Source organism: Croceicoccus estronivorus, from assembly GCF_001625325.1.
GTDB lineage: Bacteria > Pseudomonadota > Alphaproteobacteria > Sphingomonadales > Sphingomonadaceae > Caenibius > Caenibius estronivorus.
In genome coordinates, this window is record NZ_JRQQ01000006.1 from 103,387 (window position 1) to 119,978 (window position 16,592).

A 16,592-nucleotide genomic window follows, 5' to 3' on the forward strand; every position below is an offset into this window, starting at 1 on the left:
TATGCGCAGCCCCGCCATTACTGTCGAATAGCCCCAGCACTTTGTCCGCCCCTTGTGCCAAAGGGTAAGCGGTTCAATCCGCACCTGCTTGCGTCAGATCCACGCAGAAGGTGCGGATTCCTGAGTTAGGCTGACGGTGCATTCCTGAAATATATCCAGGGTCGTGCATCATGGTCAGTTGCCCTGAAATCCTGAATGCGCGAACGATATCTCAAGGTCAGGTCAATCGGATCGAGGCCCAGCATCAATGCCTCGCGCACTTCCGGTTCGATGTCGAATGACCATTGCTGCCCATCAGGCAACACGACCAGCTGTTGTTCGAGATCGACCGTCAATTCCGGCTGCCCGGCCGCTTCGAGTGCGGACGCGAGAGTGCTCACGGTTTCCATCGGCAACGAAACCGGCACGACACCGTTCGCAATGCAATTCCCGCGAAAAATCGGATTGAACGAGGGCGCGATCACAGCGCGAATGCCATATTGGGCCAGCGCCCAGACCGCGTGTTCCCGGCTCGAACCACAGCCAACATTGGCCCCTGTCAGCAATATTCTCGCACCGGCATAGACTGGCTGGTTGAGCACGAAATCAGGATTTGGATCCCGGCTGCCGATCGCCTTGTAACGCCAACCGGCAAACAGCCCTTCGGCCAATCCCTGGCCGGATGGGCTGCGCATCTCGCGTGAGGGAATGATCGCATCAGTGTCGATATCGTCGCGTAATAGCGGCGCGGCGGTAGCGGTGAGTGTGGTGAAAGGTTCCATCAGGATGCGATCCTCCGAGGATCGGCAATCCGTCCGGCAATGGCGGATGCGGCCACAGTTTCCGGAGATGCCAGGTGTGTGCGTGTACCCGGCCCCTGCCTGCTTTCGAAATTGCGATTGGTGGACGACACTACCCGATCCTGTGGCCCGAAGCTCTCACCTCCGGCGAAGAAACACATCGAACAACCGGATTCCCGCCATTCGAAACCCGCCGCCTGAAATACTTCGTGCAGCCCTTCCGCCTCGGCCTGACGTTTGACGCTTGTCGAACCGGGGACGCAAATTGCCTTGATTCCCGGCGCGACCTTGCGCCCTTGCAGCAGGCTGGCGGCACGGCGCAGATCCGAGATCCGGCTATTGGTGCAAGACCCGATGAAAGCGGCATCTATCGGCAGGCCAGCCAGCGGGGTCCCACTGTCCAGACCCATATATTCACGCGCCCGCGCCTGTGCCGATTCAGTGCCCTGCCCCGGCGCCTCGCCAACGGCAGGAACCGCAGCGTCGATCGGCACGACCTGTTGCGGGCTGGTACCCCACGTAATCATGGGGGCGACATCACCCGCATCGAAGGAAAGCTCAACGTCGTATTCCGCGCCCTCATCGCTCGCCAGGGCAAGCCACTGTTCGGCGGCCTTTTCCCATTCCGCACCCGTTGGGGCGAAGCGGCGGCCTTTCACATACTCGAGCGTCTTCCCATCAGGCGCGATGATAGCCGTGAACGCGGCGAATTCGGTGCCCATATTGCAGAGCGTCAAACGGCCTTCCATCTCCAGCGCCCGCACCGCTTCCCCGGCGTATTCGACAACATAACCGGAACCACCGCCCACACCGAAACGACCCAGCAAGGCAAGAGCCAGATCCTTTGCCGTAACGCCTGGTGCCAGCGTGCCATCGACGGTCACTCTCATCGTTTTCGGGCGGCGAAGGCGCAGCGCCGAAGTCGCCAGGGCATGTTCGGCCTCGCTTGTCCCGATGCCCCACGCCAGCGCCCCGAGGGCCCCTTGGGAACACGTGTGGCTGTCAGGACAAATGAGCGTTGCGCCAGGCAACACGATCCCAAGCTCCGGCGACATCACATGGACGATACCCTGAGCCGGATCGTCAAGGTCGAACAGACGGATTCCCGCCTCGCGCGCGGCATCGCGCGTCATCCTGATAAATTCCGTGCCGGTAGGCATGAGCGTCTTGTCGCTACGCCCGGGAAAGGTATCGACAATATGGTCCATGACCGCAAACGCCTGATCAGGCGCGAAGACGGGTTGGCCACGATCGAGCAGCCGCCGAAGCGCGATGCCTCCGGTCCGTTCATGAAGCAGAATACGGTCGATCAGGACGAGATCGACACCGCCGGGCAAAGCCTCGATCCGGTGCTGTTCCCATATCTTCTCGAATATCGTGCGTTTCAAGAATCGGCCGCCTTGCTGTTACCGCCACCGAAAATTTCTTTTCCGTGTTCGCCGGGTTCCGGGAGATTATGCCGCACACCTGCGCGTTCCCCATCGATCTCGATCGGCAACGCGGGAAGACGCATTTGGGTACCGTCCGGGAGTGAGAGATCGACGAGGCCGCCACCCGCATTGAGATGGGGATCGTCGAAAAGTTCTTCCGGGCGCGTGATCGGAGCGGCAGGCAAGCCGATCGCTTCCAGTTTCCCGAGAAGCTCGGCCTTCTTCATGGAAGAGAACATCTCCCGAATAACCGGAAGGATCCGATCCCGGGCCAGAACGCGTTCGTTGTTCAGCTTGAGACTTTCATCAGCCGCAAAGTCGTCGAGACCGAATGCCGCACAGAACAGCTCCCACTGGCTATCGCTGACAACACCGACAAAGACCTGTTCGCCATCGGCCACGTCGAACACATCGTAAATGGCCCAAGCGGAAATGCGCGCGGGCATCGGCGCGGCGGCCTTACCCGTGACTGCCTGCTGCGCCATATGCTGCCCGACAAGGAATGCCGTGGTTTCGAACAAGGAGCATTTCACTTCCGCACCCTCACCCGTCCGGTGGCGCCGTTCCAGCGCTGCCAGAATGCCAATAACGCCGAACATGCCGCCAGTGACGTCGATAACCGATGCCCCGGCGCGCAAGGGCCGTCCCGGAGGGCCCGTCATATAGGCGAGGCCGCCCATCATCTGGGCGACTTCGTCCAGCGCCGTACGCTGCTCATAAGGTCCGGCCAGGAAGCCCTTGGCCGAGCAAAAGATAAGCCGCGGATTACGTTTACGCAGATTCGCGGCACCCAGGCCCAGTTTCTCCAATGCTCCGGGACGGAAGTTCTCGATTACGATATCGGCGGAATCCGCCAGTTCAAGCGCCTGATCCATGCCCTCTGGCGTCTTGAGATTGATGCAGACACTTCGCTTGTTACGATTGTACATCGGGAAATAGCCCGCGCCCGACCCAAGCAGCCGGCGGGTGTGATCGCCCCCTTCGGGTTCGATCTTGATAACATCGGCCCCGAGATCCCCCAGAATCAGGCCGATGGACGGCCCCATCACCATGTGGGAAAATTCGACGACCCTTAAACCCTCAAGCGGAAGTGAACTCATATCCGCAACACTCTCCATCAACCGTAACGATGCTTCTCGACAAGCGACGATCATTTGATATAGATATAAGACAATAAAGCAAGAAGAGGTTTGATGCATACCGAGATTCTCGTCAGCGAAGTCGGCCCCCGCGATGGCCTCCAGAGCATTGGCCAGATCATGCCTACCGAACAGAAGAAGGCATGGATCGCGGCAGAGGCGGCTGCAGGCGTTCGAGAAATCGAGGTCGGCAGTTTCGTGCCTCCCAAGCTCTTGCCGCAAATGGCGGATACTAGCGAGATCGTTAGCTTCGCCCGCACCATTCCCGGCCTGACGGTGGCGGTTCTGGTTCCGAATCTGCGCGGCGCACAGGCCGCGATCGAGGCGGGCGCGCACAAGATCACTCTACCCCTCTCCGTTTCGGAGTCGCACAGCCTCGCCAACCTGCGGCGCACACATGACCAGATCATCGAGGAATCGCGCGCGATAGCCGCATTGATCGCAGAGCAGCCGGAGGATCAGCGCCCCCATTTCGAAGGCAGTCTTTCGACCGTGTTCGGTTGCACGTTGGAAGGCGCGATTCCCTTGCCCCAGATCCTGCGCTTGGCGGAACGGCTGATGGATGCGGGTTGTGACGAAGTCGGCCTGTCGGATACGACCGGCTATGCCGATCCACGCGCGGTAAGGGAAATGATCAAGGCGGTGCGAGGTGTCGTCGGAGAAGACGCGCTGACAGGCATCCACCTGCACAATACGCGGGGGCTCGGCCTCGCCAATGTGCTTGCCGCGCTCGAAGAAGGGCTGAACACGGTCGATTCGTCACTCGGCGGAATCGGTGGGTGCCCATTCGCACCTGGCGCCAGCGGCAATATCGTGACGGAAGATCTTGTCTTCATGCTTCAGGCCATGGGGCTGAAAACCGGAATCGATCTGCCCCGGCTGCTCGAGGTGCGCAAGATCATCGAACAGGCCCTGTCGGAAGAACCGCTCTACGGCTTCACACCCGATGCCGGGCTTCCGCTGGGCTTCACGCCCGAAACAGTGACATCAGCTAAGGAGGCTGCGGAATGACGATTGGCACGCACATGGTGAAGGAGGACAAGACCGCCCGCCAGCTATTCGAGGAAGTGATGGCCAATCCCGCCCGCGCCAAATTCGGCTTTGGTGAGAAGCTTGCTATCGTCAACGTCGATTTCCAGAACGCCTATACCCGGATCGACGAATTCAAGACTGCCTACGAAACCGACCCACGCCAGATTGAATATGCCAACACGATTTCCCGTCTGGCACGTGAGAAGGGCATGCCGGTCATCTGGACGCATGTTGCCTACATGAAAGACGCCAGCGATGCGGGCGTATGGGGCACCCGCACCGACACACCCGACTCGCTTCAGAACATCAAATACGGCAGCCGCCGCCATGAGTTCGACGAGCGGTGCGAGATCGATTACGACAAGGACGCCGTTTACACCAAACGGATGCCTTCGGCCTTTTTCGAAACGCCGCTGCAAAGCCTGCTGGTGTGGCACAAGGTGGATACGCTGGTAATTACCGGCGGATCGACCTCCGGCTGCATACGCGCCACGGCAGTGGACAGCCTGAGCCGCGGCTATCGCACCATTGTCCCCATCGAAACCTGCGCGGACAAACATGAAAGCTATCACTTCGCGAACCTGACCGATCTCCAGCTGAAATATGCCGATGTGGAACCGGTGCAGACCGTGATCGACTGGCTGGAGGCGCGGTAATGGACGAAGGCGCAAAGGACCCTGGGCTATACGATTTTCGCCCATATCGCGATCGGCCACGGTTGGAATGGCCCGATGGCAAGAGTGTCGCCGTATGGGTTTCCCCCAATCTGGAATTCTACGAAATCGATCCGCCGGCCAACCCGTTCCGCAAGAGCTGGACCAAGCCGCACCCCGACATCGTACCTTATGGCCACCGGGACTACGCCAATCGCATTGGCCATTGGCGCATGGCCGAAGTCATGGAAAAGCACGGCTTCAAAGGCTCCGTCTCCCTGTCCGTTGCCCTGTGCCAGCATCACCCTGATGTCGTTGCCAATGCGAATGAACTGGGCTGGGAATTCTTCAGCCACGGCATCTACAACACCCGCTACAGCTACGGCATGGACGAGGCGCAGGAACGCGCGATTATCGAGGATTCGATCAACACCGTCCGCGACGCCACCGGCCAGACGATCAAGGGCTGGCTCGCCCCTGCCCTGACGCACACACCACGCACGCTGGACCTGATCGCAGAATATGGGATGACCTACACCTGCGATCTCTATCACGACGATCAACCGGCGCCGGTGCATGTGAAGACCGGCAAGCTGATATCGATGCCCTACAGCATCGAGGTGAACGACCACTACGGCTTCTTCGTCTACAACATGTCACCGCGCGAATACGCTGACACCCTGATCCGGCAATACGAACGGCTCGCTGCCGAAGGGGAGCGGTCAGGCGGCACAGTAATGTGCATTCCGCTCCACAGCTACCTGATCGGGCAGCCCCACCGGATCGGCCCATTCGAGGAAGTCCTGCGCCACATAGCTGCCGATGATCGCGCGTGGATTACCCGCAGCGGAGACATTGCCGATCATTTCCTATCGAGCGGCCAATACGAAACCACCGCAGCCGATTGCGCTCGTTACAAGCAGGGAGACGCCGCATGAGCCTGGATCCAGCCTATCTGACCTATCCCAAACGCCGGAAGGGAATGGACCAGAATCTCTACACACCTTCCCCCATGCCATCGCGCAAGCCGGTGACGTGGCCGGGCGGCAAACCGGTCGCCGTCACTTTGCTCGTCAATCTGGAATGGTTTCCGATCACGCCGGAAGACAAGCCGTTCCGCGCACCGGGTCATATGGTAACTCCCTATCCCGATTATCGTCATTATACGGCGCGCGAATACGGAACGCGGGTCGGCTTTTATCGCTTGCTCGATGCGTTCGAAAAGGCAGGCGTCAAGGCAACTGTGGCTGCGAATTCCGCCATTGCCGAACGCTATCCGTCGATCATCCAGGACATTCTTGCCGCAGGGCACGAGATTATCGCCCATTCCACGGACATGAACGGCACGATCGCGAGTTCTCTCACCGAAGAGGAGGAACGTGCGCTCATCACCACGGCCCGCGACACGTTGTCGGCGGCAATGGGCAAGGCCCCGCGCGGCTGGCAGTCCATCGCGCGATCACAGAGCTGGAATACGCCGAAGCTGCTCGTTGAAGAGGGTTTCGACTACATGTGCGACTGGGTAAACGACGACCTGCCCTACATCGCTGCCACCGAAGCCGGCACTATTGTTTCCGTGCCTTTCAACCACGAGCTGTCGGATCGGCAGATGATTGCCGTTCAGCAACAAAGCATGGATAGCGTCGCACAGCAGATGGAAGACGCACTTGCCTGGCTGAAGGCCGAGGCAGCACAATATGGCGCGGGACGTGTTCTGCCGTTCACCCTGACGCCCTACATTACGGGCCTGCCCTATCGCATGGATGCGTTCGAGGCTCTGCTGGCCCGTCTGGCTGGAGACGACGCCACCTGGTTCGCCACGACCGGCGAACTCGTGGACAGTTGGAAAAGCCAGATCTGCTAATGGAAATGGGCGACCGGTGGAGTGGAGGGCGCTCCACCGGTCATAAGATAGTCAACCGATAGAGCAATCAGTCTGCGGCTTTCTCCGTAACAGCCTCTTCACGTGGATCGAGCATGATGCGCATTGCACGCATCAGCAAACCGTCCGTCGCCTGCTGCCGTTCCTCCGCGACATCCCCTTCATAGGTTATATCGCGCAACGCGGAGACATCTTCCCCGCGCAGTTGCGCCACCAGCCGTTCAAGCCGGTCGATGCGATCATTGGCGACCGCAAGTTCGATCAATGTCGCCAACGCGATGTTGAGAACCTCTTCCGTCTCCCGGTTGGCAAGGCTGGGCTTGCGCGCACCTCGCGCGGAAGAAATGAGTTCGATCAGGGCTTCGGCTTCACTTTTCATCCGTTGTTGTCCTGGCCCGGCTTGCGGCCGCTGATGGCATACCACCGGTTGTTCATCATGCCCGACAGGGCAGCAAGATCGTGTTCGATCACAGTGTCAGCGGGGAATCCTGCGGCGATCATGTCGGCCTTGAGGTCCGCTGTCGCATAAGTGGCCCAGTGGACTTCCCCATTCCAGTGCGTGTCCCAGTCCCGTTCCACCTGATGCACCAGCGTCGGCGGGTTGCGGATGGCGACATCCTGATGAATCACCACCCCTCCGGGGCGCACCACGCGGAAGGATTCGCGGATCATCGCCTGCCGCTTTTCCTCGCCGATTTCGTGCATCAGGTTATGCGACACGACCAGATCGAAGCTGTCATCCTCGAATGTCAGGGAAGAGGCGTCCATCTGATGAAAATGAACCGCGACACCAAGCGATTCCGCCCGCGCGTGAGCATAGCGAAGCATCCCGGCGCCCAGATCCAGCGCATGGACCTCCACATCTGGCCAGTGCGCGGCATAGGCAGCCGAAGCCGCCCCGGCCGAACAACCGATGTCGAGCATCCTTGCGGGCTTGAAGCCGGTAAATGCCTCTTCCAGCAGGCGAAGGATGACCCCGGCCTTGCTGTCGCCACGACCTATGCCCTGACCGAAGGAGAAGACATTGCCGCCCAATTCGTACAGCGCACCGGCAACGACATCGTTCTCGCCCCGGTCCATGCCGTAACCGCCAGGCTGGAGATGGATGTCCACGTCAGCGACTTCCGGTGAGGGATCATAGGACGGATCAAGCGTGAGACTGCCACGGCGGGCTGGCGAATGCATCAGTTCTTCAGTGACCGCTTCCATACGGTCCAGATCGCGATAGATCGGCTGGCCTACCGAAACCCAGATCATTTCCTGAGCAGAACGATTGGCCGCGCTCCACAGCCGATAGCTGGGCGCCATCAGAAACGCCTCCCGGATCTCCTCCTCCGACTGGGGCCGGCGGCCATGGCGTTCGGCAAAGGCGGGGGCTGCTTCGCTGTCATAGATCTCGACATTGCGCGGCCGGACCTTTGCATTGAGCAGGCGGCGAAGCGCAACAACCGCGCCCTGTCTGGAACGTTCCTCCACAGTGGTCTGCGGCAGGACCGCGTGCTGGACGTCACGAACCTTCATCACCTGCTCCTTCATTCGATCGTGCCCGTATGAAAGCACCCGGCGGGCATTGCTGCAACTCTTTTGTTCTATATATAGTACAAATTAATTGACTTCTATCAATTCCACCAATTCTCCAGCCGGGCCGATCAGGGTACAGCTGCGCCGCCCCCGGTAGATTGCTTCCTCACGCACCTGTGGCGCTGCAATCGCCTGGGAGATGAAGGGTTCGATGTCTTCCACTTCGAAACTGGCCAGCGCATTGCCCGGCGGCAGGTGCCCCGGCGCCCGGGGCCGCGGTCCGGCAATATAGCCTTCACCGTTGGGGTACCCGTCCAGTTCCAGCAGATTGCCACGCTGCCGCATCCCGATTGCGCTGAGGTCGATGGTATGTTCCATATCCAGACCCTGCGCATCCTGGATGACCCGCACCTTGCTTTGGCGCACAGGCCGCTCTCGCAAGGCAAAGTTGTCGACGTACCAGCGCAGCAGTGTCACGAACTCCGGACCGGCGGCCACCACAATGAATGGTCGGCCGATAAAGCCTGATGGAGGCGGCAGGATCGAGGTTTCCCGATCACCGCTCTCCATTGTGAAATAGAGGCATTCGCCCGCCGGGCCAGCGACTTGCATGGCAATGATCGACGGCATGAATTGCAGCGGGCGCGGCTCTCCGATCACTGTGAAGGGCGAACCGGGAAAACGCCGGGCAAGCGTATGGACATCATCGACAATGATTTCCCACGCATTCCAGCCATAAGTGGTCAGTGGACGATAGCCCGGTGGCATAGGTGCCTCCACAAACCGGAAGAGAACCTCATCCTCGCCATCGGACGCCATCGTAAGCATTGCCGAGTCGGCTGCCGCAGGCGTGCCCCAGGCCGCTGCCAGCGTTTCACCCACTTGGCCGCGTTCGATGGTACGCAAGCCAAGATAGTCGGCATAGATCCGCTCTATCGCCGCAATATCGGGCGTCGCAGTGGTGACGGCGGCAATGCGCAGCAATGCCGGGTCCGTATCTGTCGTCCAATCGCTCATGCCCAAGTACTCCCAGCCCGGCCTCTTTCAGGAACAGGGGACAAGTAGCCTTGCTTTTGTTATATATCTATATCAAATTGACCTGGGCCGCCAATATTTGGTTCACAGCAGTTGCATGTCGACGCCAGGAGAATTGAGATCGAGCCGGATCTGGTATTTGTCAGGGCGGAACTGGGCCAGGATGTGCTGCACCGGCCTGCCCTGCTTGTCTTCCACCGTCCGGCTGACGCGCAGGATCGGCGACCCGATATCCACCTGCAGCATGGACGAAAGCATTGCGTCGGCCAACGTGGCGGAAATCGTCTGATGCGCCGCGCCGATCTGCACGCCCGCTTCTTCGATCAGGGCAAGCATCGGCGTGGTTTTCAGCTTCGCACGGGTCATGTGACTGGCAATGTCCGCCGGAATGAAACTGACGAAGTGCCCCACCGGGGAATCGTCGAACCACCGCACGCGTACGACCCGCAGCACATCCGTGTCGGGTTCGATGTTCAGCGCTTCATCAATCGGCGCACGGGCAGGCACATGTTCCACCTCCAGCAGCTTCACTTTGGTCGACCGGCCAAAGTTGAGCAGGGATTCGATTGCCTGATCGATATTGCCCTGAAACGGCTTGGCCGGCGAACGGAAGATGACTGTGGTGCCAACGCGGCGCTTGCGTTCGACGAAATGGTTTTCCGCCAGTTCGTCCAACGCGCGCCGCGCCGTTATGCGGGAAACGCCGAACTGGGCCGAAAGCCCTTCCTCGGTTGGCAAGCGGGAGCCGAAGGCCCGTTCACCGCTCGTAATTTCTTCCCGCAGTTGCAGGAAAATCTGATGATAAAGCGGTATCGCCTGCATGCGATCGACACCGGCGGTCTCTTCGCTTTTTACCGACAAACAACTGCCCCCCGATACTCAATGCCGAAAGGGCAATATCGCAATAAACCGCCCGGCGCATCCCCATCATGCGCTCTCACCATATCGTAAACTTTGATCAGGATCACTGCCATGCAAACGAAACCTATCCTCTCGTCCGAAATTGCAAGGCGGCTGCTCGATGCCGCATTGGATGCGGCTCAGGCTGCCGGCTATACGATGAGCGTAGCCGTAGTGGACGACGGCGGCTACCCGCTCGCCCTGCAACGAATGGAGCGGGCCGGCAAGCTGACAGCGAAAGTCGCCATGGAGAAAGCACGCACCGCCGCGCTGATGCGCGGACCGAGTGGGGCTTTGCAATCCAGAGTCAAGGACGACCCAGCTCTCCTGCGCCTTACGGATTATCTGCCCATGGCAGGCGGGTTCCCTGTAATGCATGAGGGCGAATGCGCGGGTGCCCTGGGCATATCGGGCGGGACGGCCGAACAGGACACCGAAATCGCAACTGCTGCATTGGCGATATTGGAGGGCTGAGGAAGCCCCCCTCCAATGCGTTTCAGACCGGCGAGGGAATCAATGCATTTCCTCGCCGCCAGAGACGTTCATCGCCTCGCCGGTGATGTAACGCGCCTGACCGGAACAGAGGAACGCACAGGCATTGGCGGTATCGTCCGGCGTACCCACCCGGCCCAACGGAATGCGGCCGCGCATGGCGGCAAGATATTCATCCACCGTTTGCCCGCGCGCCTTGGCCATGAATTCGTTCTGCCAGCTGCCGAGCCCGGTCGTCACATGATTGGGGCAGACCGCGTTGACGGTGATCTGTTCCGGCCCCAGTTCGATTGCCGCCGAACGCGTCAGCCCCACCAGACCATGCTTGGAGGCGATATAGGATGAGGTGAGCGCCGACCCGGACTTCGACCCGCGGCTGCCAATCGAAACCACGCGTCCCCGCCCCCAGTTCTCCTGTACCGGCTGCGAAAGCATCTGGCGCACGGCGTGCTTCATGGCGAAAAACGAACCACGCAGGTTCACGTTCAACACCGTGTCCCACATTTCCTGAGTGGCATCCACCAGCGGCCCGAACAGGTAACCGACACCGGCATTGTTCACGAGAATGTCCAGCCTGGCATACTTTTCAACCGCATGGGCAATCAGCGCCTGCACTTGCGCCTCTTCCCGCATGTCTGCCTGAAACGTACTGACATCCGGGTTAATCGCCCGAATATCGGCAGCCACTTCGGCCATTTCTTCCGAAGCGCCAACGCCATGCGCTGGCGCCATATCGCCCTGCGTTGACCCCAGATCATGAAGCACCAACTTCGCACCATCTTCTGCCAGCTTGCGCGCAATTGCTTCGCCGAGCCCCTTGCGCCGGCCCGCACCCGTGACGATCGCCACCTTGCCTTCAAGATCGGGATACATTGTGGTTTTCTCCTAGATTTCCATGCCCGCGCGATAGCCTTCGGATGTGGCCGAAAGGGCGATGCGCGGCGCTCTGCAATCGCCTACCAGGCGAATATCCATGCCACGGCCGCGCAAGGCGGCTGCCAGCGCATCGTCGGGAATCCGCGGCGTGGCATAAGTCAGAAAGGCGACATCGCGGAGCACACCTTCGGCCCCGCTAAAGATGTTGGCATAGGCGAGCTCGCCCTCCTCCAGCTTCGGCTCGGGCAATGGGCGAACCGAAGTGACGATCTCCACGCCTTGCTCGTAGAGCCGCCGGTAAACACCCTGCCGCACGATCAGGGATTCATCGCTTGCGATGCGCTCACGCGGGGTGAGAATGGTCAGCTTTTCGAACCGGGTGAGCAGGAACTCAGCCGCGTCATACGTGAATGCCGAGTGATCTTCATCCCAGATCACCGCCCTGCCTTCGGTAACGCTGGCATATGGCTGCAACAGGGCCACAGCCTGGCGAATATCGGGCACCAGACCATCCTCGCGCCATTCCTCAGGCAGGAAATCCGGCCAGGTGCCATATGCCCCGGTGGCAAGCACAACCACATCGGGGGCGAGGGCGAGAATCTCATCCACACCGGCCTGCATGCCCATATGCATGGTCACGCCGTATCGCCGGGCAGCGAGCTGCTGATAATCGTAGATGCTGCTCAGCCCTTCGCCTCCGGGCAAGTCAGCATGCAGGCGGGTTTTCCCGCCCGGCTCATCCGATCTGCCCAACACATGGACTTCGTGGCCGCGAGCGGCGGCGACCCAGGCCGCTTCCATTCCGGCTATTCCGCTACCGACTATAACCACGCGCCTGGGCTCCGCAGCCGGTTCTGGCCGCCAATCCGCTTCGTCAAGCGCACCGACGCGGGGGTTATTGTCGCACCGGAGCCCACGCCCGGAGGTAATCATGTGCCAGCAGGTGTTGCACGACACGCAATATCGAATTTCCGCCTCGCGGCCGTCCCGCGCCTTCACCGGCCATGCCGGGTCCGTCACCAGCGGGCGAGCGAGCATCACAAGATCCGCCATTCCGTCGCGAACCAGCCGCTCCCCTTCGTTGGGATCGGTAATCAGGCCCAGGGCACCGAGAGGGACATCGGGCGCAGCACCGCGCCCCAGCCGATGGATCGTGTCGACATACGGCATACGCGGCCCGTGGTTGTCGGGCAGATGGGTATAAAGGGTATCGGAGTGGCTACCCCAGCAATACGTCAGATAATCCATCATACCGGTGGCATGGAGGATCGTGGTGATCGCTTCCGCTTCGGCAAAGTCAATTCCATCCGGCATCCCGTCCCAGGCCGGGAGCTTGAGGCCGATCAGGAAGCCCGCCCCGCACTCCGACCGGATGCCGGACATCAGTTCTCGCAACAGCAAGGTCCGTCCGCCAAGATCGCCACCGAATTCATCCTCGCGGCGGTTGGAACGCCGCGCGAGAAACTGGTGAAACAGATGCCCATGTCCGGCCGAAATCTCCACACCGGCAAAACCCGCATCAGACAGCATGCGGCAGGATGTAACGAATTCATCGATCATCCGGCGAACCGCATTGGTTTCCATCGCATGAGGCACGGTCCAGCTCAGGTCATCCGGCAGTGCCGAAGCCCCCTGCGCCTCCAGGTTGCGATGTCCTGCCCTGAAACCCCGGCCATTGTCCTGAACTTGCCCCAGCATCAGCCCGCCTGCGCGCTGCACAGCCTCTGCCCAATGCGCCAGCGCATCGGCATTGATTCCGGACAGGACATGAGGACGAGTGGGAAGGACCTGGCTGCGGAGCATGGCCATCGGTTCACTGACCAGGAGCGACGCCCCGCCCTTAGCCCGATTGACGTAATAGCTGATAAGGCGTTCAGTCACTCGCCCGCGATCGGCAAAATGCGTCGAAGTCGATGCATGGACGATCCGGTTCTGCAACTGATGCGGCCCGACTTGGACCGGCGAAAACAGATTGGGATAGGAAGTCACACGTCCCGCGTTTCGTGCAGCCGCATGACGCGGCGAATAAAGCTGGCGTTCCAGGCCGATCGTTCGGCCTCGACTTCGGGCGTGGGCTGGAAATTTTCGATGTCGTCGCGGCTCACGCTGCCCTTTTGATCCAGCACGCGCTCGATCGTGTCCATACGTTCACGCAACGCGGCCGTTTCCGCCATCACTTCAAGCAGGCACGTCATCAACTGGTCGACAGCAGGATCCTGATAGAATTGCGATCGCTTGCCCTTGCTGATCCGGGGCAGCTTCACACCGTCATTTTCACCTGCCGCCATGCTTCACCTCAATTCAAATAATAGGCGGGCCAATAATAAGCGGGGGGCCGAAGCCCCCCGCTCGCCATGCTACGGCCCAATCAGAAATCGTAGCGTGCGCGTACCATCCACGTACCGGGAGCATTGAGGTACGGGTAGATCAGATACGACGTCCGATAGGTCTTGTCGAAGCAGTTGCTGCATTCGGCCCCGATGGACCACCCGCTATCCGACTTCAGAGTGATACCGCCGTTAAACAGGCTGTAGCCCTTCTGATAGCCACGCACGTCATTGGACGTCGAAACCCACGTCTCACTGGTATAGCGCCAGTTGACCGACGGGGTCAGCGTGAAGCCGCCGCCCAGTTCCGCTTCGTAGCTTGCGCCAAGAGTGGACGTGAAATCGGGCGCACGGGTCGGTGTGGCGATCTGGCCGTCCGGTGTCACGATACCGGCATTGCAGTTGTTCACCGTCACACCGTTCAGGCAGTTGTCGATCTGATCGAGGGTCGCCTGGTTGGGGTTCTTGTACTGGGCATGCTGCAGGCCGAAGCTCCAGTAGATGTTCAAACCCCGGGTCGGACGAACCGTGATTTCGGCTTCAAGACCATAGTTCTCGAGATCGGCCACATTGCGGGTGAGATAAGTGATCGTGTTCGTCAAAGGATTCAGACCACCGCCCGGAAGCTGCTGATCGTAATCCATGAAATAAAACCCGGTCAGGTTTACCCGGAGCTTGCGATCGAACCATTCGGAACGGATACCGCCTTCGTAGGACCAGATCGTTTCCGGATAGAACGCCACTGCGCCCTCGGCATAGTAAGCACGCGCATTCCAGCCGCCCGACTTGAAGCCGCGCGTCGCCGACGCGAAGATGTTCAGGTCCGGCGTGAATTCATACTGCAACGCGAAACGCGGCGTCCATTTCTTGGCATTCAGTTCCACCGGGATGCCGGCGTCGATCAGGTCCTGCGTATCAAACGGCTGGTTGATTGCCGAAGAACGCGGGAGCGGGTTGTCGTTCGGCTTGAAGCCGATCGTCTTGTGTTCGTCGGTATAGCGAATACCCGCCGTAAACGTCAGCTTGTCGGTGATGTGGAAATCGCCCTGCACATAACCTGCATAGGCTTCGGTATCGTTCGACATCACGCGATCGCCGCTGACGCTGGCCGGACCGCTTACCGGCAGCGAGATATTCGCGAAGTTCGATTTATTGGTCTCATTGATGTAGTAGAAACCACCGACATAATCGAGAAAACCATTGAACGCGGAACCGGTGATCTTGATTTCCTGGCTGAACTGCTTGTGCCAGCTATCGTTGACCAGCGGAGTGGAAGTGCCGCGCGACGACGAAACATATTCAAGCCCGTCGAGCACCAGCGAAGAACTGCTCACACCGGCGAAGCTGTCCGTCATGTATTCCTGATAGAGGTGACGATAGCCGGTGATGAAATTGATCGTCGCATTGTCGAGACGCACCTCGAAATTGGAACTGATCGAATAGCTGTCAGCCGTATTGCCCAGTTCGTTATCGGCAAGCTGTTCGGACACCAGGTCGCTGCCGATCGGTGTATCGGTACGCAGCGGGGTGAAGCTGATGCGCTTGTCCCCATCCTTGAAGTTGGGGAAGTTCGCGACCGAGGAACTCACGTAGTCGGCCGAAACATCCCAGGTCACATCCGGGCTGATCAGCGCACGAACCGCACCGCGCAGCCCCCAGCTTTTCTCGCCATTGAGCTTCTGGCCGGTCGTCAGGTTGTCAACATAACCGTCCGCATTGACATAGTAGCCGGAAATCTTGGTCAGAATTGACGAATTGATGGGAAGGTCGACCGACCCGCGCAGTTGCACGCGATTGTACCGGCCATAACCGGCGTCGAGATAGCCGGTGACTTCATCCGACGGCTTTTTCAGAATGACGTTGACTGCGCCACCGGTCGTGTTCCGACCGAACAGAGTGCCCTGCGGCCCGCGCAATACTTCGACGCGTTCGACATCGAAGAACGAGAAGTTGTTCGCACCCTGACGCGAAATGTAGATGTCATCGACGTAAGTCCCGACAGGCGGGTCGAAGGTCGAGATGGATTCCGTGTTCGCCAGACCACGCAGAGCGTAGGCGTTGGCCGTACCGACGGATGTATTGTTATGCCCGATCAGGTTCGGAACATAGTTCACCAGATCCAGCATGCTGTTGACCTGGCGGGTGGCCAGATCGTCCGCGCTCATCGCGCTGACCGCGATGGGAACATCCTGAAGACGTTCAGCACGACGCTGCGCAGTCACAATGATTTCACCCACCTGACCGGCATTCGTGGAAGCGCCATTCTGCGCCTGGGCAGATGCAGCAGTCTGCGCATGTGCCGCTGTCGACGACAGCAGGACCGCCCCGACAAAATAGGAAAACTTACGTGTGTAGCTCATCATAATGCGCCCCTTTTCCCTCACCTGGAAGACCTCGGAAATGTTCGTGTGATCGCGACGGATCGCGGCCACCTCCTGCACCGTTCGGTATGTCTCGCCCGACTCTTAATTGTCATATAGTTATATCATAATGAGCCGCTGTCCATAGATTTCTGCAACTTTTGCA

Annotated in this window: 16 protein-coding genes; 5 read left to right on the forward strand and 11 right to left on the reverse strand. The window is 59.7% G+C overall.

Features of this window, described 5'->3' with window-relative positions; genetic code table 11:
• Nucleotides 1-125: 125 nt before the first annotated feature.
• Genes leuD through MB02_RS10330 form a run of 3 tightly spaced genes read right to left on the reverse strand, consistent with a single transcriptional unit; the run spans nt 126 to nt 3,309 of the window.
• Nucleotides 126-761 (reverse strand): 3-isopropylmalate dehydratase small subunit, encoded by a 636-nt coding sequence (gene leuD, locus MB02_RS10320; RefSeq protein WP_067536702.1) that lies wholly within the window; start codon nt 759-761, stop codon nt 126-128.
• Nucleotides 761-2,167 (reverse strand): 3-isopropylmalate dehydratase large subunit, encoded by a 1,407-nt coding sequence (locus MB02_RS10325; RefSeq protein ID WP_067536706.1) that lies wholly within the window; start codon nt 2,165-2,167, stop codon nt 761-763. Before MB02_RS10325 ends, leuD begins: the two co-directional genes overlap by 1 nt.
• On the reverse strand, nt 2,164-3,309 hold the full coding sequence (locus tag MB02_RS10330) for a CaiB/BaiF CoA transferase family protein (protein ID WP_067537307.1): 1,146 nt from the start codon (nt 3,307-3,309) through the stop codon (nt 2,164-2,166). Before MB02_RS10330 ends, MB02_RS10325 begins: the two co-directional genes overlap by 4 nt.
• Before the next feature lie 93 nt (nt 3,310-3,402).
• Here MB02_RS10330 and MB02_RS10335 point away from each other — a divergent pair, with 93 nt between their 5' ends.
• The 4 genes from MB02_RS10335 to MB02_RS10350 are packed head-to-tail and all read left to right on the forward strand — an operon-like array spanning nt 3,403 to nt 6,897.
• Nucleotides 3,403-4,359 (forward strand): hydroxymethylglutaryl-CoA lyase, encoded by a 957-nt coding sequence (locus tag MB02_RS10335; RefSeq protein ID WP_067537310.1) that lies wholly within the window; start codon nt 3,403-3,405, stop codon nt 4,357-4,359.
• The gene (locus MB02_RS10340) at nt 4,356-5,036 is read left to right on the forward strand and encodes an isochorismatase family protein (protein WP_170304695.1); all 681 of its coding nucleotides are present in this window, start codon (nt 4,356-4,358) and stop codon (nt 5,034-5,036) included. The genes MB02_RS10335 and MB02_RS10340 overlap by 4 nt, the downstream gene beginning before the upstream one ends.
• The gene (locus MB02_RS10345; protein WP_067536709.1) at nt 5,036-5,971 is read left to right on the forward strand and encodes a polysaccharide deacetylase family protein; all 936 of its coding nucleotides are present in this window, start codon (nt 5,036-5,038) and stop codon (nt 5,969-5,971) included. The genes MB02_RS10340 and MB02_RS10345 overlap by 1 nt, the downstream gene beginning before the upstream one ends.
• Nucleotides 5,968-6,897 (forward strand): polysaccharide deacetylase family protein, encoded by a 930-nt coding sequence (locus MB02_RS10350; RefSeq protein WP_067536711.1) that lies wholly within the window; start codon nt 5,968-5,970, stop codon nt 6,895-6,897. The genes MB02_RS10345 and MB02_RS10350 overlap by 4 nt, the downstream gene beginning before the upstream one ends.
• Nucleotides 6,898-6,964: 67 nt before the next feature.
• On the opposite strand, the gene MB02_RS10355 is transcribed toward MB02_RS10350, so the two are convergent.
• The 4 genes from MB02_RS10355 to MB02_RS10370 form a co-directional block, all read right to left on the reverse strand.
• Nucleotides 6,965-7,294 carry a hypothetical protein gene (locus MB02_RS10355; protein WP_067536714.1) on the reverse strand — a complete coding sequence of 110 codons (330 nt, stop codon included), beginning with the start codon at nt 7,292-7,294 and terminating at the stop codon, nt 6,965-6,967.
• Nucleotides 7,291-8,436, reverse strand: a complete 1,146-nt coding sequence (locus tag MB02_RS10360; RefSeq protein WP_170304696.1) for a class I SAM-dependent methyltransferase — start codon at nt 8,434-8,436, stop codon at nt 7,291-7,293. Before MB02_RS10360 ends, MB02_RS10355 begins: the two co-directional genes overlap by 4 nt.
• Nucleotides 8,437-8,520: 84 nt before the next feature.
• Nucleotides 8,521-9,453: a hypothetical protein gene (locus MB02_RS10365; RefSeq protein ID WP_067536719.1), complete on the reverse strand. Its 933-nt coding sequence runs from the start codon at nt 9,451-9,453 to the stop codon at nt 8,521-8,523.
• Between the two features lie 102 nt (nt 9,454-9,555).
• Nucleotides 9,556-10,332 carry a GntR family transcriptional regulator gene (locus MB02_RS10370; RefSeq protein ID WP_235829486.1) on the reverse strand — a complete coding sequence of 259 codons (777 nt, stop codon included), beginning with the start codon at nt 10,330-10,332 and terminating at the stop codon, nt 9,556-9,558.
• A 111-nt stretch (nt 10,333-10,443) separates the two neighbouring features.
• Between MB02_RS10370 and MB02_RS10375 the strand changes: the two genes are divergently transcribed.
• Nucleotides 10,444-10,845 (forward strand): GlcG/HbpS family heme-binding protein, encoded by a 402-nt coding sequence (locus tag MB02_RS10375; protein ID WP_067536722.1) that lies wholly within the window; start codon nt 10,444-10,446, stop codon nt 10,843-10,845.
• A gap of 39 nt (nt 10,846-10,884) precedes the next feature.
• On the opposite strand, the gene MB02_RS10380 is transcribed toward MB02_RS10375, so the two are convergent.
• From MB02_RS10380 to MB02_RS10395, 4 genes are all read right to left on the reverse strand, one after another.
• Entirely contained in the window at nt 10,885-11,736 is an 852-nt protein-coding gene (locus tag MB02_RS10380) for an SDR family NAD(P)-dependent oxidoreductase (RefSeq protein WP_067536726.1), read from the reverse strand.
• Nucleotides 11,737-11,748: 12 nt separating this feature from the next.
• The gene (locus tag MB02_RS10385) at nt 11,749-13,728 is read right to left on the reverse strand and encodes an oxidoreductase (protein ID WP_082826108.1); all 1,980 of its coding nucleotides are present in this window, start codon (nt 13,726-13,728) and stop codon (nt 11,749-11,751) included.
• Nucleotides 13,725-14,027 carry a hypothetical protein gene (locus tag MB02_RS10390; RefSeq protein WP_067536729.1) on the reverse strand — a complete coding sequence of 101 codons (303 nt, stop codon included), beginning with the start codon at nt 14,025-14,027 and terminating at the stop codon, nt 13,725-13,727. Before MB02_RS10390 ends, MB02_RS10385 begins: the two co-directional genes overlap by 4 nt.
• Before the next feature lie 80 nt (nt 14,028-14,107).
• Nucleotides 14,108-16,429: a TonB-dependent receptor gene (locus MB02_RS10395; protein ID WP_156495481.1), complete on the reverse strand. Its 2,322-nt coding sequence runs from the start codon at nt 16,427-16,429 to the stop codon at nt 14,108-14,110.
• Between the last annotated feature and the right edge of the window lie 163 nt (nt 16,430-16,592).